This is a genomic window from Pseudomonas sp. UBA6562, assembly GCF_002434265.1.
Lineage (GTDB): Bacteria > Pseudomonadota > Gammaproteobacteria > Pseudomonadales > Pseudomonadaceae > Aquipseudomonas.
The window spans coordinates 410,012-428,533 of the sequence record NZ_DJJS01000008.1; the positions used below are offsets into that span (position 1 = coordinate 410,012).

13 protein-coding genes and 6 tRNA genes are annotated in these 18,522 nt (G+C 62.9%); 3 read left to right on the forward strand and 16 right to left on the reverse strand.

Translation table 11 applies throughout. The features are described 5' to 3' along the window. Positions 1–22 precede the first annotated feature (22 nt). The 5 genes from B4M43_RS17505 to leuC form a co-directional block, all read right to left on the reverse strand. Positions 23–1,027, reverse strand: a complete 1,005-nt coding sequence (locus tag B4M43_RS17505) for an aspartate-semialdehyde dehydrogenase (RefSeq protein ID WP_296268731.1) — start codon at positions 1,025–1,027, stop codon at positions 23–25. Between the two features lie 165 nt (positions 1,028–1,192). Continuing rightward, positions 1,193–2,305 carry an aspartate-semialdehyde dehydrogenase gene (gene asd, locus B4M43_RS17510; RefSeq protein WP_296268732.1) on the reverse strand — a complete coding sequence of 371 codons (1,113 nt, stop codon included), beginning with the start codon at positions 2,303–2,305 and terminating at the stop codon, positions 1,193–1,195. 64 nt (positions 2,306–2,369) lie between these two features. Further along, the gene (leuB, locus tag B4M43_RS17515; protein WP_296268733.1) at positions 2,370–3,452 is read right to left on the reverse strand and encodes a 3-isopropylmalate dehydrogenase; all 1,083 of its coding nucleotides are present in this window, start codon (positions 3,450–3,452) and stop codon (positions 2,370–2,372) included. Positions 3,453–3,675: 223 nt separating this feature from the next. Next, positions 3,676–4,320, reverse strand: coding sequence for a 3-isopropylmalate dehydratase small subunit (gene leuD, locus B4M43_RS17520; RefSeq protein ID WP_296268734.1), 645 nt, complete (start codon positions 4,318–4,320; stop codon positions 3,676–3,678). Next, complete coding sequence (gene leuC, locus B4M43_RS17525) at positions 4,317–5,750, reverse strand: 3-isopropylmalate dehydratase large subunit (RefSeq protein WP_296268735.1); 1,434 nt, start codon at positions 5,748–5,750, stop codon at positions 4,317–4,319. The genes leuD and leuC overlap by 4 nt, the downstream gene beginning before the upstream one ends. Positions 5,751–5,884: 134 nt before the next feature. Between leuC and B4M43_RS17530 the strand changes: the two genes are divergently transcribed. Together B4M43_RS17530 and B4M43_RS17535 are read left to right on the forward strand one after the other, a co-directional pair. Then, positions 5,885–6,763 (forward strand): LysR family transcriptional regulator, encoded by an 879-nt coding sequence (locus B4M43_RS17530; RefSeq protein ID WP_296268736.1) that lies wholly within the window; start codon positions 5,885–5,887, stop codon positions 6,761–6,763. Between the two features lie 58 nt (positions 6,764–6,821). Then, on the forward strand, positions 6,822–10,112 hold the full coding sequence (locus B4M43_RS17535) for an EAL domain-containing protein (protein ID WP_296268737.1): 3,291 nt from the start codon (positions 6,822–6,824) through the stop codon (positions 10,110–10,112). 68 nt (positions 10,113–10,180) lie between these two features. On the opposite strand, the gene B4M43_RS17540 is transcribed toward B4M43_RS17535, so the two are convergent. From B4M43_RS17540 to uvrB, 11 genes are all read right to left on the reverse strand, one after another. After that, positions 10,181–10,624, reverse strand: coding sequence for an Hsp20 family protein (locus B4M43_RS17540; RefSeq protein WP_296268738.1), 444 nt, complete (start codon positions 10,622–10,624; stop codon positions 10,181–10,183). A gap of 127 nt (positions 10,625–10,751) precedes the next feature. After that, on the reverse strand, positions 10,752–11,732 hold the full coding sequence (locus B4M43_RS17545) for a tRNA dihydrouridine synthase (RefSeq protein ID WP_296268739.1): 981 nt from the start codon (positions 11,730–11,732) through the stop codon (positions 10,752–10,754). A gap of 41 nt (positions 11,733–11,773) precedes the next feature. Then, complete coding sequence (locus tag B4M43_RS17550) at positions 11,774–12,208, reverse strand: acyl-CoA thioesterase (protein WP_296268740.1); 435 nt, start codon at positions 12,206–12,208, stop codon at positions 11,774–11,776. 160 nt (positions 12,209–12,368) lie between these two features. Further along, positions 12,369–12,444: transfer RNA gene (locus tag B4M43_RS17555), tRNA-Glu, on the reverse strand. 44 nt (positions 12,445–12,488) lie between these two features. Next, positions 12,489–12,564: transfer RNA gene (locus B4M43_RS17560), tRNA-Ala, on the reverse strand. A gap of 65 nt (positions 12,565–12,629) precedes the next feature. Then, positions 12,630–12,705: transfer RNA gene (locus tag B4M43_RS17565), tRNA-Glu, on the reverse strand. Positions 12,706–12,750: 45 nt separating this feature from the next. After that, a tRNA-Ala gene (locus B4M43_RS17570) sits at positions 12,751–12,826 on the reverse strand. A gap of 52 nt (positions 12,827–12,878) precedes the next feature. Next, a tRNA-Glu gene (locus B4M43_RS17575) sits at positions 12,879–12,954 on the reverse strand. Positions 12,955–13,025: 71 nt separating this feature from the next. Then, a tRNA-Ala gene (locus tag B4M43_RS17580) sits at positions 13,026–13,101 on the reverse strand. A 245-nt stretch (positions 13,102–13,346) separates the two neighbouring features. Continuing rightward, positions 13,347–14,828: a glutamate--tRNA ligase gene (gene gltX, locus B4M43_RS17585; RefSeq protein ID WP_296268741.1), complete on the reverse strand. Its 1,482-nt coding sequence runs from the start codon at positions 14,826–14,828 to the stop codon at positions 13,347–13,349. A 164-nt stretch (positions 14,829–14,992) separates the two neighbouring features. Further along, on the reverse strand, positions 14,993–17,008 hold the full coding sequence (gene uvrB / locus B4M43_RS17590) for an excinuclease ABC subunit UvrB (RefSeq protein ID WP_296268742.1): 2,016 nt from the start codon (positions 17,006–17,008) through the stop codon (positions 14,993–14,995). A gap of 278 nt (positions 17,009–17,286) precedes the next feature. Between uvrB and B4M43_RS17595 the strand changes: the two genes are divergently transcribed. Next, positions 17,287–18,483, forward strand: coding sequence for an amino acid aminotransferase (locus B4M43_RS17595; RefSeq protein WP_296268743.1), 1,197 nt, complete (start codon positions 17,287–17,289; stop codon positions 18,481–18,483). The last annotated feature ends 39 nt before the right edge of the window (positions 18,484–18,522 follow it).

Consider the following 18,522-nt stretch of genomic DNA (forward strand, 5'->3'; position numbering starts at 1 on the left):
CAAAATAGCGATCCAGTATCTTTTACAGCATGTGTTTAATCAACAATTGCGCCACCTGCACGGCATTCAACGCTGCGCCCTTGCGCACGTTGTCCGTGGTCAGCCACAGGTTGAGCTGTTCAGCCTCGTCGATTCCATGGCGTACCCGTCCAACATAGACCACGTCTTGCCCCACCGCGTCGCCCACCGGGGTGGGATAGTCGTCGGCTTCGACCCGTTCGATGCTGGTCGCGCCGTCGAGTTCGGCGAGCACGGCAGGCAAATCGACCGGTCGGCGACTCTGCACGCTGACACTGTAGCTATCGCCGAAGAACACCGGGACTTGAATGCAGGTGACCGATATCTTCAGTGATGGCAGGCCGAGCAGCACGCGCAGCTCACTGACCAAGCGCTGCTCGAGCACGGTATGGCCCTGCCCGTCTTCGGTGCCGACGCGCGCCAGTACGTTGAAAGCCACTTGCCGGTCGAAGAACTTCGGCTCCAGTGGGCGGGCATTGAGCAGTTCGGCCGTTTGCCGCGCCAGCTCGTTGACCGCCTCGCGGCCTTGGGCCGACACCGCCACGCACGCCGTAACTTGCAGGCGCTCGATATCCAGTTGCTGCCTGAGCGGGGCCAAGGCTACGGCCAGGGCCACGGCCGCGGCGCTGGGGCTGGTGATCCACGCCGGCTGGGGCATTTCGGCCAGCACCTGTGCATTGGCTTCGGGCACCACGGGCACGGCATCGGTCAGCGCGCCGGACAGGTCGATCACCGCACAACCCGCCTGCCGAGCCTTGTCGGCGAAGCTGCGGCTCACGGCCGCGCCAGCGGCGAAGAACACCAGGCGCACCTGGCTGAAGTCGAAACTGTCGACCTCGCGCACGCGCAGCTTCTTGCCGGCGAACATCACACTGCTACCGGCCGACTCCATGCTGGCCAGTAAATGCAGCGTCGCGACCGGAAAGGCCAGCTCTTCGAGAATTTGTACAAGGGTTTCACCGACGCTGCCGGTGGCGCCGACGACGGCAATGTTGAAAGCGGGGTTCATGCAGGCCTGGCCTCTGGCGAAACGGGAGCGGCACTGTACCCGCATTGGCCAAGCCTAGCCAAGGCAAGGCCCCGCCCTGTGACGCGACCCGGCGCCGGCCATAACGAAAAAGCCCGCTCTGGCGCTGGCCAGAACGGGCTTTCCCTACGACGCGAAGCGGTTCGATCAACGCTCCAGCAGGATACGCAGCATGCGCCGCAGTGGCTCGGCGGCACCCCACAGCAGTTGGTCGCCTACGGTGAAGGCGCCCAGGTAATGCGAACCCATGTTCAGTTTGCGCAAGCGCCCTACCGGGACGTTCAGCGTGCCGGTGACCTGAGTCGGCGAAAGCTCCTGCATGCTGATGTCGCGGTGGTTGGGCACCAGCTTCACCCAGGGGTTGTGCTGGCTGATCATGCCTTCGATATCGGCCAGCGGCACGTCCTTGTTCAGCTTGATGGTCAAGGCCTGGCTGTGGCAACGCATGGCGCCGATGCGCACACAGATTCCGTCCACCGGGATCGGGTTCTTGAAACGACCCAGGATCTTGTTGGTTTCGGCCTGGGCTTTCCATTCCTCGCGGCTCTGCCCGTTGGGCAGCTCCTTGTCGATCCAGGGGATCAGGCTGCCGGCGAGCGGCACACCGAAGTTTTCCGTTGGATAGGCATCGCTACGCATCGCTTCGGCGACCTTGCGGTCGATGTCGAGGATGGCGCTGGCCGGATTGGCCAGGTCGTCGGCGACCGTGGCGTGGGTCGAGCCCATCTGCCGGATCAGCTCGCGCATGTTCTGCGCGCCAGCGCCGGAGGCCGCCTGGTAGGTCATGGCGGTCATCCACTCGACCAGCCCTGCTTCGAACAGGCCACCCAGGCCCATCAGCATCAGGCTGACGGTGCAGTTGCCACCGATGTAGTTCTTGGTGCCGATGTCGAGCTGGTGGTCGATGACCTTGCGGTTGACCGGGTCGAGCACGATCACCGCGTCATCCTGCATGCGCAGCGACGAGGCGGCATCGATCCAGTAACCCTGCCAGCCGGCTTCACGCAGCTTGGGGAACACTTCGTTGGTGTAGTCGCCGCCCTGGCAGGTCAGAATGACGTCGAGGGTCTTGAGCTCGTCGATGCTGTAGGCATCCTTGAGCGGGGCGGTTTCCTTGCCGACGTTGGGGCTTTGGCCACCCACGTTGGAAGTGGTGAAGAAGACCGGTTCGATCAGATCGAAATCCTGTTCTTCGAGCATCCGCTGCATGAGCACGGAACCGACCATTCCACGCCAACCGATCAGACCAACACGTTTCATCGCAACTACACCTTTGCTAAAAGTGGGCCGCCACCGACAGGGAAGAGGTGGCGGGCCAGAGAGATTACAGATTCCGCAGGGCCGCGACTACTGCATCGCCCATTTCTCGGGTGCCAACCTTGCGGCTGCCTTCGGAGAAGATGTCGCCGGTGCGCAGCCCCTGGTCCAGCACCTGGCTGACGGCCTGTTCGATGGCGTCGGCGGCCTGGGTCTGCTCGAAGCTGTAACGCAGCATCATCGATACCGACAGGATGGTCGCCAGTGGGTTGGCGATACCCTGGCCGGCGATGTCCGGTGCCGAGCCATGGCAGGGTTCGTACATGCCCTTGTTGTGGGCGTCGAGCGAGGCCGAGGGCAGCATGCCGATGGAGCCGGTGAGCATCGAGGCTTCGTCGGAAAGGATGTCGCCGAACATGTTGTCGGTGACCATCACGTCGAACTGCTTGGGCGCGCGCACCAGTTGCATGGCGGCGTTATCGACGTACATGTGGCTGAGTTCGACATCCGGGTAGTCCTTGGCCACCTCCTCCACCACTTCGCGCCACAGTTGGCTGGAAGCCAGGACGTTGGCCTTGTCGACCGAGCACAGCTTCTTGCCGCGCACGCGGGCCATGTCGAAGCCGACGCGGGCGATGCGGCGGATCTCGCCTTCACTGTATGGCAGGGTGTCGTAGGCCTGGCGTTCGCCGCCTTCGAGCTCGCGCTGGCCGCGCGGCGCGCCGAAGTAGATGCCGCCGGTGAGCTCGCGCACGATGAGGATGTCGAGCCCCGAAACGATCTCGGGCTTGAGCGACGAAGCGTCGGCCAGTTGCGGATAGAGGATCGCCGGGCGCAGGTTGGCGAACAGACCGAGCTGCGCACGGATCTTCAGCAGACCGCGCTCGGGGCGGATGTCACGCTCGATCTTGTCCCATTTCGGCCCGCCGACCGCGCCCAGCAACACCGCATCGGCTTGACGCGCCCGCTCCAAGGTTTCGTCGGCCAGCGGCACGCCGTGCTTGTCGATGGCCGCGCCACCGATGACGTCGTGCTCGAGGGCGAAGCCCAGCTGGAATTTGTCATTGGCGACGTCCAGCACCTTGACGGCCTCGGCCATGATTTCCGGGCCGATGCCATCACCTGGGAGAATCAGAATCTGCTTGCTCATGCGTTCCTCTATGCCTTGGATCGGGGCGGCGCAGGTGGCCGCGCCGAAAAAACCTGATGTTGCGTGGCTGCCGCCCAGCACTTCAAGTGCTGGGCGGATCATCGCCGTTAATCTGCTGATACTGCCGTAGCGCCGGACCCAACGCACGCAATGCTTGGGCCGGGGCATGGCGTGACGCCTGGCTGTGGTACACGTCAGGTGTGTTCCCGCAGCCTTGTGAACTTCATGCGTCGCGGAACAGCCAAGGCTGGCTGGCGCGGTGTTCGCGCTCGAAAGCCTTGATCGACTCGCTTTCCTGCAAGGTCAGGCCGATGTCGTCCAGGCCGTTGAGCAGGCAGTGCTTGCGGAAGGCGTCGATCTCGAAATGCAACACTTTGCCATCGGGACGGGTTACGGCCTGAGCCTGCAGGTCGACCACCAATTGATAGCCAGGGGTGGCCTCGACTTGCTTGAACAGCTCATCGACCTCCTCGTCGCTGAGGATGATCGGCAACAGGCCATTCTTGAAGCTGTTGTTGTAGAAGATGTCGGCGAAGCTCGGCGCGATCACGCTGCGGAAACCGTATTCGTCCAACGCCCAAGGCGCGTGCTCGCGGCTGGAACCGCAGCCGAAGTTCTCGCGCGCGAGCAAGACGCTGGCGCCTTGGTAGCGTGCGTGGTTGAGAACGAACTCGGTGTTCAACGGGCGCTTGCTGTTGTCTTGGTAAGGCTGGCCCACGTCGAGGTAGCGCCACTCGTCGAACAGGTTCGGACCAAACCCGGTGCGCTTGATCGACTTGAGAAACTGCTTGGGGATGATCTGGTCGGTGTCGACGTTGGCGCGGTCCAAGGGCGCGACCAAACCGGTGTGCTGGGTAAAGGCTTTCATGCTGCGCTCCCTTGGATCAACTCGCGGACATCGATGAAGTGGCCGGTCACGGCCGCAGCGGCGGCCATCGCCGGGCTGACCAGATGGGTACGGCCACCGGCGCCCTGCCGGCCTTCGAAGTTGCGGTTGGAGGTGGACGCGCAATGCTCGCCACTTTCCAGGCGGTCCGGGTTCATCGCCAGGCACATCGAGCAACCTGGCTCACGCCATTCGAAGCCCGCTTCGACGAAGATCTTGTCCAGCCCTTCGCGCTCGGCCTGGGCCTTGACCAGGCCCGAGCCTGGCACCACCAACGCCTGCTTGACGTTGGCGGCCACTTTGCGCCCCTTGGCGATGGCCGCAGCAGCACGCAGGTCTTCGATGCGCGAGTTGGTGCATGAGCCGATGAACACGCGATCGAGCTTGATGTCAGTGATCGCCTGGTTGGCGCTCAGGCCCATGTAGCGCAGCGCGCGCTCGATGGAACCGCGCTTGACCAGATCGGGCTCGGCGGCAGGGTCCGGCACGCGTTGGTCGACGGCCAGGACCATCTCCGGCGAGGTGCCCCAGCTGACCTGCGGTTTGATCTGCGTGGCGTCCAGTTCGACCACGGTGTCGAACACGGCGTCGGCGTCGGACACCAGGCCCTTCCAGGCGGCAACGGCCAACGGCCACTGCTCGCCCTTGGGCGCATAGGGGCGGCCTTCGACATAGTCGACGGTGGTGTCGTCGACGGCGACCAGGCCAACCCGGGCACCGGCTTCGATCGACATGTTGCAGATGGTCATGCGCCCTTCCATCGACAGATCGCGGATGGCGCTGCCGGCGAACTCCATGGCGTGACCGTTGCCGCCCGCCGTGCCGATCTCGCCGATCACGGCGAGCACGATGTCCTTGGCGGTGACGCCGACCGGCAACTGGCCTTCGACGCGCACCAGCATGTTTTTCATTTTCTTGGCCACCAGGCACTGGGTGGCCAGCACGTGCTCGACTTCGGAGGTGCCGATACCGTGGGCCAGCGCGCCGAAGGCGCCATGGGTGGAGGTGTGCGAGTCGCCGCAGACCACGGTCATGCCGGGCAAGGTGGCGCCCTGTTCGGGGCTGATGACGTGGACGATGCCTTGGCGCTCATCGTTCATCTTGAATTCGACGATGCCGTATTCGTCGCAGTTCTCATCGAGAGTCTGCACTTGCAGACGCGAGACCTGATCGGCGATGGCCGCGATGCCGCCCTTGCGCTCTGGCGTGGTCGGCACGTTGTGGTCGGGCGTGGCGATGTTGGCATCGATGCGCCAGGGTTGGCGCTTGGCCAGGCGCAGGCCCTCGAAGGCCTGGGGCGAAGTCACTTCATGGATGATGTGGCGATCGATGTAGATCAGCGACGAACCATCGTCACGGCGCTTGACCTCATGTGCTTCCCAGAGCTTGTCGTAGAGCGTTTTGCCAGCCATCGGACTGTTCCTCATCAGCGTCTTTCTATGCCAAAGACCACTTGGCTTGTATGGGCGAATGCTATGGGGTTACATTGAATAACTCAAATTCATATTTTTCATACTTTGCATAACCGTAAGGAATCCCATTCATCATGGACCTGGCCAACCTCAGCGCCTTCATCGCCGTCGCCGAGTGCAGCAGTTTTTCCGGTGCCGGCGAGCGCCTGCACCTGACCCAGCCGGCGATCAGCAAACGCATTGCCGGCCTGGAGCAGCAGCTCGACGTGCGCCTGTTCGACCGCCTCGGCCGAGAGGTGAACCTGACCGAGGCCGGCCGTGCACTGCTGCCGCGGGCCTATCAGATTCTCAATGTGCTCGACGATACACGACGCGCATTGACCAATCTGACCGGCGAAGTCGGGGGTCGCCTGACCCTCGCCACCAGCCATCACATCGGCCTGCATCGCCTCCCCCCGCTGCTGCGCACTTTCACCCGTCAGTACCCGGAAGTGGCACTGGACATTCAGTTCATGGATTCGGAAGCGGCCTACGATGAAATTCTCCATGGTCGCGCCGAGGTCGCCGTCATCACCCTGGCCCCCGAGCCCCACCCATTGGTGCGTGCCGTACCGGTCTGGACCGATGCCCTGGATTTCGTAGCCGCGCCCGAACATCCTTTGGCGCGCGGCAGAGGGGTCACACTGGCCGAGGTCGCGGCCCATTCGGCCGTATTTCCCGGCGGCAACACCTTTACCCACCACATCGTGCAGCGCCTGTTCGAAAGCCAGGGTTTGGCGCCGAACATCGCAATGAGCACCAACTACCTGGAAACCATCAAGATGATGGTGTCGATCGGCTTGGCCTGGAGCGTGTTGCCGCGCACCATGCTCGACGAGCAAGTTGCCTCCATCGCCTTGGACGGCGTGCAGTTGTCGCGTCGGCTGGGCTACATCCAGCACACCGAACGAACGCTATCCAACGCGGCCAAAGCCTTCATGGCGCTGCTCGACAGCTCTGCCGACCTGGCCTGAGCGTCTGCCAGAACGCCATTCACCGCCAGGGATGCCGCTTGCCCAAGGTCTGCTACCGATGCCCAACTCCGCTGATAGCCTCACGCGCCTGCCGCGCATCCCCGCCATCGATCCACAGGCCTCGGAGCAAGCCTGGCAGAACGCTCCGCAATTGCTCGCCGCGCTCAACGGCGCGCATCTGGGCGCCTGGCTGTGGGACATCGACAGCGGCCGTGTGAGCTGGTCGCGCGGCACCCATGCGCTGTTCGGCTTCGATCCGCAATGCGCCCTGCCCGACGACATCGATTATCTCGACCTACTGCCCGAAGAAGGCCGCGAGCGCGCCCGCCTGGCGTTCCAGGCCGTGCTCGACGGCCAACCGGTGCGCCAGGCCATGCGCCATCGCATCCGCTGGCCCGATGGCAGCCTGCACTGGCTGGAAATCAACGGCAGCCTGACGCTGGACGGCGACGGGCGGCGGCAGATGATCGGCGTGGTGCGTGAAGTCACCCGCCAGCGCGAGCGCGAAAGCGCGCTGACGAATTCGGAAAAGCGCTTCGCCACGCTGTTTCAGCTCAGCCCGGACGTCATCCTGCTCAGCCGCCGCCACGACGGCATGATCTTCGAGGTCAACCAGCACTTCGAACACACCCTGGGCTGGCCGAGCGCCCAGGTCATAGGCAGAACCACGCTGGAGGTGGGTCTATGGGTGGACCTGCGGCACCGCTTGCAAATACTGGAAGCCACGCGCAACAACAGTGGCCCGGTGACCCTCGAGGTGCAGTTCCGGGCCATGGACGGCCAGGTCCACGATGGCATTCTCTCGACCCAAAGCATCGAGCTCGAAGGCGTCACGCACCTGATCAGCACCTTCGTCGACACCAGCGAACGCAAACGCGGCGAACAGGCCTTGCTGGACAGTCAGGAACGGCTCGACCTGGCACTGGACTCGGCACAGTTGGGCACCTGGGACTGGCACATACCCAGCGGCCTGCTGTATGGCTCGGCACGTGCGGCGCAGTTGCACGGGCTCGATCCGGTGCCTTTCCACGAGTCGTTCGAAGCTTTTTTCGAAGGCGTATCCGAGCCTGAGCGCACGGAGATGCGCAAGGCCTACCGCAGCCTGCGCGAAGGGCCGGCCGGCAATTACCAGATCACTTACCGCGTGCAACCCCCGCACGGCGCGTCGCGTTACATCGAAAGCCGCGCGCGGCTGTATCGCGACGACCAGGGCCAGCCGCTGCGCATGGCCGGCACCCTGCTCGACATCACCGAACAGGTGGAGCGCGAGCAGCGCCTGAGCGCTTCGGAGGAAAAATTCGCCAGCCTGTTCCTGGTCAGTCCCGATCCGATCTGCGTCACCCGCCAAGACACGGGCCAGTTCGTCGAAATCAACCCGGCCTTCACGCAGACGTTCGGCTGGTCCGCCGACCAGGTGATCGGCCGCACCTGCGAACAACTCGATCTGTGGGTGGGTGCGGCGCAGCGCATCGAGCACCGCGAGCGAGCGCTGCTGGGCGAGAAGCTGGACAACGTCGCCGTGCAGGTGCACCACCGCGATGGCACTGCGCTGACCTGCGTGATTTCCAGCCGCTCGATCCTTGTTGGCGACCAACCCTGCCGTGTGACCACCCTACGCGACATCACTCAACAGCAGCGCGCCGAGGCAGCGCTCAAGGCCAGCGAAGAAAAGTTCGCCAAGGCCTTCCACTCCAGCCCTGACGCCATCACCATCACCGAATTCGCCACGGGCCGCTACGTCGAGATCAACGACGGATTCTGCCGCCTGACCGGCTATAGTGCCTACGAAGTGCTCGGTCGCACTGCGCGCGACCTGGGTATCTGGGCCGATGACGAGCAGCGTGCCGGGTTGATCGCCGAGGTGAGGACCAAGGGCCGGGCGCTCAATCGGGAAATGTTGGCGCGCAGCAAACGCGGCGACATCCTCAATGTGGAAGTGTCGGTGGAGCCGATCACGCTCAACGACGTCGAATGCCTGTTGCTGACCGCACGCGACGTCAGCCTGCTGCGCGAGGCGCAGGCGCAGATCCGCCACCTCGCCTACCACGACCCTTTGACCAACCTGCCCAACCGCGCCCTGCTGATGGATCGGCTCAGCCAGCAGATCGTCTGGCTGCGCCAGCGCGACCTGAGAGGCGCCCTGCTGTTTCTCGACCTCGACCACTTCAAGCACATCAACGACTCCCTGGGCCACCCGGTGGGCGATGCGGTGCTCAAGATCATCACCGCTCGCCTGGAAGCCAGTGTGCGCCAGCACGACACGGTCGCACGCCTCGGCGGCGACGAGTTCGTGGTACTGATCAGCGGACTGCAAGGCTGTCGCGAGACGGTCGAGCGCACCGTCCGAGAGTTGGCCGACACCTTGAGGGGTCTGCTCGCCGAGCCAATGTCGCTCCAAGGCCAGTGCTTGCAGGTGACGCCCAGCATCGGTGTGGCGCTGATACCCGACCATGGCACGACGCCTGCCGACTTGCTCAAACGCGCGGACATCGCCCTCTATCGCGCCAAGGATTTCGGACGCAACACCACGCAGCTCTTCCACGACACCATGCAAAAGGCCGCCAGCGAGCGCTTGCGCATGGAAAACGAACTGCGCGCGGCGTTGGCCCGGGATGAGCTGGCGCTGCACTACCAGCCCCAGGTCGATGCGCGCGTACAGCGCATCATCGGCGCTGAAGTGCTGCTGCGCTGGCATCACCCGCAACTGGGCCAGCAATCGCCGGGGCAGTTCATTCAGGTGCTCGAAGAGAGCGGGCTGATCGTCGAGGTGGGCCACTGGATTCTCGATCAGGCCTGCGCGGCCTGCGCCGCTCTGGTCGAAGGCGGCCTGGTCGATGCGCAGACGTTCAGCCTGTGCGTGAACATCAGCCCGCGGCAATTCCGCCAAAGCGACTTCGTCGAGCGCGTTTTGCGCAGCCTCGCGGTGTATCGTTTGCCACCTCGCGTACTCACATTGGAGATCACCGAGGGCATCGTCATCCGCAATCTGGAGGACACCATCGGCAAGATGCATGAACTCAAACGCCAGGGCGTGGGCTTTGCGATGGACGATTTCGGGACCGGCTACTCCTCGCTCACCTACCTCAAGCGCTTGCCCGTCGATGCCTTGAAGATCGACCAGACCTTCGTACGCGACGCAACCACCGACCCCAACGACGCCGAGATCGTCCGCGCCATCGTGGCCATGGCGCACAGCCTGGGCTTGGCAGTCATTGCCGAAGGCGTGGAACAGCCCGAGCAACTGGCCTTCCTCGAGCGTTTGGGCTGCCACTGTTACCAAGGCTACCTGCACAGCCGACCGCTGCCACTCGAGCGATTCCGCGCCTTGCTTGAACAGGCGAGGTGCTAGCGGCAATGAAAAAGGGCACCCGAAGGTGCCCTTTCTTGCAGCGTGCTACCGGGTAGCGCTCTACCGAATCAATTCAGCACGTTGGCCTCACCATTGATCGGGATGCGCTTGGCCTTGGCCTCTTCCGGTACCAGGCGCAGCAGCTCGATATTGAGCAAGCCGTTGGCCAGGCCTGCGGCCTTGACCTCGATGTGGTCGGCCAGGCGGAACGACAGTTTGAAGGCGCGTTGTGCGATGCCCTGGTGCAGGTAGGTCACCTCGTTGGCGCCCGCGTCGCGTTTGCTGCCGGTTACCGTCAGCACACCCTTTTCCACTTGCAGGTCCAGGTCTTCTTCGAGGAAGCCTGCCGCAGCGATGACGATGCGGTATTGATCGTCGCCGTGGCGTTCCACGTTGTAGGGTGGATAGCTGCTGCCCGACTCATTGCGGGCGGCCGATTCGAACAGGTCGTTGAAGCGGTCGAAGCCAACGGAATGGCGGAACAGTGGAGCGAGAGAGAAAGCGGTAGTCATGGTCATAAACTCCTGAGATTCAGCAAGTAAAGTCACTGCGCGACCCGACTTCGGCATCGCGTACTCAAATAGATAGGGGCCGACAAACCGCTTTCAAGGCGTGTGCTGAAAATTTTTTCGCTTGCCCTCAGGCCACGTGCATATCGTCGTGTGGCTTAGGCATGATCGGCAGATCCAACAGCTGGGTGATGGCCTGGCAGTCGTCGCTGCGCCGTACCTGCGCGAACAGGGCCACCGCTTCGGGGTAGCTGCGCGTCAGCATGGCCAACCATTGCTTCAACCGGCCTGGCGCATAGCGTGGCGACAACTTGTCCTGGGCCTGTCTCCAGAAGCACTGCAACAGCGGCAGCAAGGCCGTCCATTGCAGCGGTTCGTAAGCCTGCCCGTTGCGCGCGGCAGCGATCTGCAAGGCAAGGTCTGGACGCGACACCAGGCCACGGCCCAGCATGATGTGCTCTGCGCCACTGACCTCGCGGCAGCGTTGCCAATCTTCGACGGTCCAGATTTCGCCATTGGCGAACACGGGTACCTGGACTACGTCCTGCACCCGTGCCACCCATTCCCAATGCGCAGGCGGCTTGTAGCCCTGGACCTTGGTACGGGCATGCACCACCAGGTGCTGCGCCCCGCCCTCCGCCAATGCCGTGGCGCATTCCAGGGCGCCGTCCGGCGTCTCGAAGCCCAGGCGCATCTTGGCCGTCACGGGTATGTGCGGAGGAACGGCGCGGCGCACTTCGCGGACGATGGCGTGCAACAGTTCGGGCTCTTTGAGCAGCACGGCGCCACCGCGCGACTTGTTCACCGTCTTGGCCGGGCAACCGAAGTTCAAGTCGATCACCGGCGCACCCAGCTCGCAGGCCAAGGCGGCATTATCGGCCAGGCAGTGAGGATCGGAGCCGAGCAGTTGCACGCGCATAGGCACCCCTGCCGCCGTCTGCGCGCCGTTGCGTAGCTCGGGCGCCAGCTTGTGGAACGAGGACGCCGGCAGCAGACGATCGCTGATGCGGATGAATTCGGTGACGCACCAGTCGACACCCCCGACTCGCGTCAGCACGTCGCGTAGGATGTTGTCGACCAGCCCCTCCATGGGGGCCAAGGCAATTTGCATAAACGACTCTCGGGAAAAAGACGACCGCGCAGGGCGGTCGTTCAAGCACTGGCCAAGGCCGGCCCGTAGCCTTCGATGAATTCTTTCGGCATGCGCTTGGGCTTGCCGGTGGACAGCTCGATGCAGGCGAACGTGGTTTGCGCACGCAGCAATGTGACGCCATCACGCGGCCGCTTGAGCTGAAAACGTCTCTGCATGCGCAGGCGCTGGTCCCATTCGACGATCCAGGTCGCCAGCTGCAGTTCGTCGTCTTCGTAACCGGCCGCCAAGTAATCGATTTCGTGGCGAACCACGGCCATGGCGCGATCCAGCCGACGGTACTCGACCAGGTCCAGGCCCAGGCGCTGGGAATGGCGCCAGGCGCAACGCTCGAGCCAGGTGACGTAAGCGGCATTATTGGCATGGCCGAGACCGTCGATGTCTTCGGCGCCGACGCGCAGGTCGATGATGAATGGCGTTGGGAAGTCCCAGCTCATAGCGGCTCCGACGATCAGGTGAGCGACCGAGTTTAACGGATGTGCCCTTGGGTTGCAGACTGCACAGCCAGAACGAAGACATGACCGGATGCCGGAAAAAACAAAAGGCCCATTCAATATGCGAATGAGCCTTTGAAGTCTCGCAAAACGCGAGTGAAAATGGCGTCCCCTAGGGGACTCGAACCCCTGTTACCGCCGTGAAAGGGCGGTGTCCTAGGCCACTAGACGAAGGGGACATGTAACCTTCGTGCAGACGCGTATTCACGCATCCTGGCAGAAATGGTGGAGCTAAGCGGGATCGAACCGCTGACCTCCTGCATGCCATGCAGGCGCTCTCCCAGCTGAGCTATAGCCCCGAAAACAAAAGGCTCATTCAATCTGCGAATGAGCCTCTTTAAGTCCCGCAAAACGCGGGTAAAAGTGGCGTCCCCTAGGGGACTCGAACCCCTGTTACCGCCGTGAAAGGGCGGTGTCCTAGGCCACTAGACGAAGGGGACTTGTAACCTTCGTGCAAATGCGTAATTCACGCATCCTGGCAAAATTGGTGGAGCTAAGCGGGATCGAACCGCTGACCTCCTGCATGCCATGCAGGCGCTCTCCCAGCTGAGCTATAGCCCCGGATTTCTAGCCTCTCGGCCCAGCGACGAAACAACCATCGCTTGTGTAAAACTGGCGTCCCCTAGGGGACTCGAACCCCTGTTACCGCCGTGAAAGGGCGGTGTCCTAGGCCACTAGACGAAGGGGACGAACCTTCTTGCCTTCAAGACCAGGCGCTGGACCTGGTCTTGCTTCATGGTTTCAATCATGAAGCGGAATGTGGTGGAGCTAAGCGGGATCGAACCGCTGACCTCCTGCATGCCATGCAGGCGCTCTCCCAGCTGAGCTATAGCCCCACAATGTCTCGATCAACCGAACCGCTGGCTGGGTGCCTGGCGCTTCCTGGTGGTTCATCGCTGTGGACGGGGCGCATGTTAAGTTCAGAGCGCTAGTCTGTCAAACTTATTTTCGAAAAATATCAAAAAAAATTTCCCAGATAACAGTCACTTACCAGCCTGCCCCGGCATGAACGCCCCTGGCTGCGCAGACCGCAGCTCTCACCGCGGCCTGCTGGACATGAAGCCCACCTGCATCCATGGCTTCAGGCGATGGTCGCCAGCAGCTTTTCCCACTCCTTGTTCTCTTTCTTGGATACGCCGCCCAGCAGGTCCAGCGCCTGGCGCAAGCGGTAGCGGGTGAGGTCCGGCCCGAGGATTTCCATGGCGTCGAGCACCGACACCGAGCTGGCCTGGCCGGTAATGGCGGCGAACATCAGCGGCATCGCGTCACGCAGCTTCAACGACAACGCCTCGACCACGGCCTGAATGCAGCCGGTGATGCGTTCCTTCTCCCACTGCCGCAAGCCTTCGAGCTTCCACAGGATCAGCTGCACCACCTGGCGAACCTGATCTGCGCTGAGCTTCTTGCTTTCGAACAGGCTGGCATCGAGCTTCACGCCACCTTCGAAGAAGAAACCACCCAACGGCACGACCTGGCTGAAGGTTTCCACACGGCCCTGCACATGCGGGGCGATCTGCATCATGTAGTCGCTGTTGAAGGCCCACTTCTGCAAGCGCGCGGCGAACTGCTCGACCGGCAACTCACGCAACCATTGACCGTTGAGCCATGACAGCTTCTCGATGTCGAAAATCGGCCCGCCCAAGGAAACGCGCGACAGGTCGAAATGTTCGACCATCTCGGCCAGCGAGAACTTCTCGCGCTCGTCGGGCATCGACCAGCCCATGCGCCCCAGGTAGTTGAGCATGGCTTCGGGCATGAAGCCCATGCGCTCGTAGAAAGTCACCGACGTAGGGTTCTTGCGTTTGGACAACTTGCTTTTGTCCGGATTGCGCAGCAGCGGCATGTAGCACAGCTTGGGCTGCTCCCAACCGAAGTACTCGTAGAGCTTGATGAGCTTGGGCGCCGAGGGCAGCCATTCTTCGCCGCGCAGCACATGGGTGATGCCCATGAGGTGGTCGTCGACCACGTTGGCCAGGAAGTAGGTCGGCAGGCCGTCGTTCTTCATCAGCACCTGCATGTCCATGCGGTCCCAAGGAATCTCCACGTCGCCACGCAGCATGTCCGGCACGACACACACACCTTCGCCAGGTACTTTCATGCGGATCACATGCGGCTCGCCTGCGGCCAGGCGACGCTGCACGTCTTCTTCGCTCAGTTGCAGGGCGCGGCCGTCATAGCGCGGGGTTTCGCCACGGGCCATCTGTTCGGCGCGCATCTGCTCGAGCTCTTCGGCCGTGCAGAAGCAGTAGAAGGCGTGTCCGGCATCGACCAATTGCTTGGCGTAGCGGGCATAGATCTCGCCGCGCTCGCTCTGCCGATAGGGGCCATGCGGGCCACCCACATCGGGGCCTTCGTTCCACTCGATACCGAGCCAGCGCAATGCGTCGAAAATCTGCTGTTCCGACTCGCGGGTCGAGCGCAGTTGATCGGTGTCTTCGATGCGCAGGATGAACTCGCCGCCGTGCTGCTTGGCGAAGCAGTAGTTGAACAGGGCAATATAGGCAGTGCCGACATGGGGATCGCCAGTGGGCGATGGCGCGATACGCGTGCGAACGGTGGTCATGGAGGGTCTCGAGGGGCAATGAAACAAAGGCGCGAATGGTAGCAGGGAGCAGGCATGCTGCTCCAGCCATGGCAGACCTGGGTCGTGACTGACCCAGGCTTGGAATGGATCTGCGTGGCAGAGGGTGGGACGACCTAACGTGCCCCGCCCTGCCCTTCACTCCATCACGTGGTAATCAACCGATCGCGCAGCTTGCCCACTTCGTCACGCAACTGCGCTGCGGTCTCGAACTCCAGGTCGCGCGCGGCTTGGAACATGCGCTCCTCAAGCTGCTTGATGCGTTTGGTGATGTCGGCTGGGGTCTTGAGTTCGGCCTCGGCCCGTGCGCTCTCCTCCGCCGCCTTCGCCGCCCCCTTGCGCTTCTTGCTGCGCGCGCCCGGCACGGTGGCGCCTTCGAGGATATCGGTGATGTCCTTGACCACGCCTTTGGGCACGATTCCGTGCTCTTCGTTGAAGGCCATCTGCTTTTCGCGCCGCCGTTCGGTTTCGTCGATGGCACGGCGCATGGAACCGGTGATCTGGTCGCCGTACAGAATGGCGCGGCCATTGAGGTTGCGCGCAGCGCGGCCGATGGTCTGGATCAGCGAGCGGTCGGAGCGCAGGAAGCCCTCTTTGTCCGCATCGAGGATCGCCACCAGCGACACTTCCGGCATGTCCAGGCCTTCGCGCAGCAGGTTGATCCCCACCAGCACATCGAAGGTGCCCAGGCGCAGGTCGCGGATGATCTCGACCCGTTCCACGGTGTCGATGTCCGAGTGCAGGTAACGCACCTTGACGCCGTGGTCGGCCAGGTAGTCGGTCAGGTCTTCGGACATGCGTTTGGTCAGCGTGGTCGCGAGCACCCGTTCGCCGACCTCCACGCGCTTGTGGATCTCCGACAGCAAGTCGTCGACCTGGGTCAGCGCCGAACGCACCTCCACGGGTGGATCGACCAAGCCGGTGGGGCGCACAACCTGTTCCACGACGCGCCCGGCATGCTCGGTTTCGTAAGGCCCAGGCGTGGCCGAGACGAAGATGGTCTGCGGCGTGATGGCCTCCCATTCGTCGAAGCGCATAGGCCGGTTGTCCAACGCCGACGGCAGACGGAAGCCATACTCCACCAGGGTTTCCTTGCGCGAGCGATCGCCTTTGTACATCGCGCCGACCTGGGGCACGCTGACGTGCGACTCGTCGATCACCAGCAGCGCATCGGCTGGCAGGTAGTCGTACAAGGTGGGCGGCGCAGCGCCCGAGGGTCGCCCGGACAGGTAGCGGGAGTAGTTCTCGATGCCGTTGCAATACCCAAGCTCCAGCATCATCTCAAGGTCGAAGCGGGTCCGTTGTTCGAGGCGCTGGGCTTCGACCAGCTTGTTCTGCTTGTGCAGGTATTCGAGCCGGTCCTTGAGCTCGACCTTGATGCCCTCCATCGCCTCCAGCAAGGTGCCGCGTGGGGTGACGTAGTGGGTCTTGGGGTAGAAGGTGAAACGTGGCAGCTTGCGGATCACCTCACCGGTCAACGGATCGAAGGCGGCGATGTTCTCCACCTCGTCGTCGAAGAGCTCGATGCGGATGGCTTCGAGGTCCGATTCGGCCGGGAACACGTCGATCACATCGCCACGCACCCTGAACGTGGCACGGGCGAAGTCCATCTCGTTGCGCGTGTATTGCAGGTCGGCGAGGCGACGCAGCAGCGCGCGCTGGTCGAGCTTGTCGCCGCGGTCGATGTGCAGCACCATCTTCAGGTAGGTGTCGGGGCTGCCCAGACCGTAGATGCACGACACCGTGGTGACGATGATGGCGTCGCGTCGCTCGAGCAGGGCCTTGGTGGCCGATAGACGCATCTGCTCGATGTGGTCGTTGATCGAGGCATCCTTCTCGATGAAGGTGTCGGACGACGGCACATAGGCTTCGGGCTGGTAGTAGTCGTAATAGGAAACGAAATATTCGACCGCGTTATTGGGGAAGAACGCCTTGAATTCCCCGTACAGTTGCGCCGCGAGGGTTTTGTTGGGCGCCAGGATCAGCGTAGGGCGCTTCACCTGGGCAATGACGTTGGCGATGCTGAAGGTCTTGCCGGAGCCGGTGACGCCGAGCAAGGTCTGATGCGCCAGCCCGGCGTTGATGCCTTCGACCATCTGGCGGATGGCTTCGGGCTGGTCGCCAGCGGGCTCGAAGCGGGTAACGAGCTGGAACTCGGACATGAGAGACCTCTGCCACCTGTAAATTTAACCAGTAGTTTATACCCATTCGGGTAGGCTGGAGAACCCTTTCCCCCGCCACCCGACCGGTCGCTATGCAATGGACCGGGCCAACCGATCAATGGTTGGAAAAAAATCGCGTCAAAAGCTGGAAAACCTGCGCCAGACTGTCGCAGTGCGGCAGGCTCATCACTATACTGACTCCCCGTTTGTGCACCGCTTCAGTGCATGTCGGCTGAAGGGTGCGCGTGCTCCCATCCTTCAATCAGAGCCAAGGTAAAATGAGCCTGTTTTCCGCTGTCGAGCTGGCACCCCGCGATCCCATCCTGGGCCTCAACGAAGCATTCAACGCCGATCCCCGGACCGACAAGGTCAACCTGGGCGTGGGTGTCTACTCCGACGAAACCGGTCGAATTCCGCTGCTGCGTGCCGTGATCGAAGCCGAGCGCCAGCGCACCGAGCAGCAGCTCTCGCGCGGCTATCTGCCCATCGACGGCATCGCCAGCTACGACCAGGCGGTACAGAAGCTGTTGTTCGGCGCCGAGTCGCCGTTGCTGGCAGCCGGCCGGGTCGTCACCGTGCAAGCCGTCGGCGGCACGGGCGCTTTGAAGATCGGCGCCGACTTCCTCAAGCGCCTGAGCCCCGACGCCGTCGTGGCGATCAGCGACCCGAGCTGGGAAAACCACCGCGCGCTGTTCGAAACCGCCGGCTTCCCGGTGCAGAACTACCGCTACTACGACGCCGCCAGCCATGACGTCAACCGCAGCGGCATGCTCGAAGACCTGCAGCGATTGCCGTCGGGCTCGATCATCGTGCTGCACGCCTGCTGCCATAATCCAACCGGTGTCGACCTGAGCCTGGACGACTGGAAAAACGTGTTGGACGTGGTCAGGGCCAAAGGTCATGTACCGTTCCTCGACATGGCTTACCAAGGGTTTGGCGACGGTATCGACGAAGACGCTCTCGCCGTGCGCCTGTTCGCCGAATCCGGCCTGGACTTCTTCGTCTCCAGCTCGTTCTCCAAATCCTTCTCGCTGTATGGCGAGCGTGTCGGCGCGCTGTCGATCGTCACGGGCTCGAAGGATGAAGCCACGCGTGTGCTGTCGCAGGTCAAGCGGGTCATCCGCACCACCTACTCCAACCCACCGACCCACGGCGCCAGCGTGGTCGCAGCGGTGCTCAACAGCCCTGAGCTGCGGCAGATGTGGGAAACCGAGCTGGGCGAGATGCGCCAGCGCATCCACGGCATGCGCAAACAGATGGTCGAGTTGTTGGCCCACTACGGCGCGCAGCGCGATTTCAGCTTCGTCGGCCGCCAGCGCGGGATGTTCTCCTACTCGGGCCTGAGCGCCGAGCAGGTGGCGCGCTTGAAAGAGCAGTTCGGCATCTATGCGTTGGACACCGGACGCATCTGCGTCGCGGCGCTCAATCAGTCGAACATCCACGTGGTGACCAAGGCCATCGTGGAAGTCCTGTAACGCTACAAACGCATTGGGGAAGGTTGACTTCCCCTTTGC

Excerpts from the sequence above, each read along its gene's own strand:
- asd (WP_296268732.1), bottom strand. The coding sequence starts at position 2,305 with ATGAAACGTGTTGGTCTGATCGGTTGGCGTGGAATGGTCGGTTCCGTG.
- B4M43_RS17535 (WP_296268737.1), top strand. The coding sequence starts at position 6,822 with ATGCCCAACTCCGCTGATAGCCTCACGCGCCTGCCGCGCATCCCCGCC.
- leuB (WP_296268733.1), bottom strand. The coding sequence starts at position 3,452 with ATGAGCAAGCAGATTCTGATTCTCCCAGGTGATGGCATCGGCCCGGAA.
- B4M43_RS17530 (WP_296268736.1), top strand. The coding sequence starts at position 5,885 with ATGGACCTGGCCAACCTCAGCGCCTTCATCGCCGTCGCCGAGTGCAGC.
- leuC (WP_296268735.1), bottom strand. The coding sequence starts at position 5,750 with ATGGCTGGCAAAACGCTCTACGACAAGCTCTGGGAAGCACATGAGGTC.
- B4M43_RS17505 (WP_296268731.1), bottom strand. The coding sequence starts at position 1,027 with ATGAACCCCGCTTTCAACATTGCCGTCGTCGGCGCCACCGGCAGCGTC.
- uvrB (WP_296268742.1), bottom strand. The coding sequence starts at position 17,008 with ATGTCCGAGTTCCAGCTCGTTACCCGCTTCGAGCCCGCTGGCGACCAG.
- B4M43_RS17550 (WP_296268740.1), bottom strand. The coding sequence starts at position 12,208 with ATGAGCTGGGACTTCCCAACGCCATTCATCATCGACCTGCGCGTCGGC.
- leuD (WP_296268734.1), bottom strand. The coding sequence starts at position 4,320 with ATGAAAGCCTTTACCCAGCACACCGGTTTGGTCGCGCCCTTGGACCGC.
- B4M43_RS17545 (WP_296268739.1), bottom strand. The coding sequence starts at position 11,732 with ATGCAAATTGCCTTGGCCCCCATGGAGGGGCTGGTCGACAACATCCTA.
- B4M43_RS17595 (WP_296268743.1), top strand. The coding sequence starts at position 17,287 with ATGAGCCTGTTTTCCGCTGTCGAGCTGGCACCCCGCGATCCCATCCTG.
- B4M43_RS17540 (WP_296268738.1), bottom strand. The coding sequence starts at position 10,624 with ATGACTACCGCTTTCTCTCTCGCTCCACTGTTCCGCCATTCCGTTGGC.
- gltX (WP_296268741.1), bottom strand. The coding sequence starts at position 14,828 with ATGACCACCGTTCGCACGCGTATCGCGCCATCGCCCACTGGCGATCCC.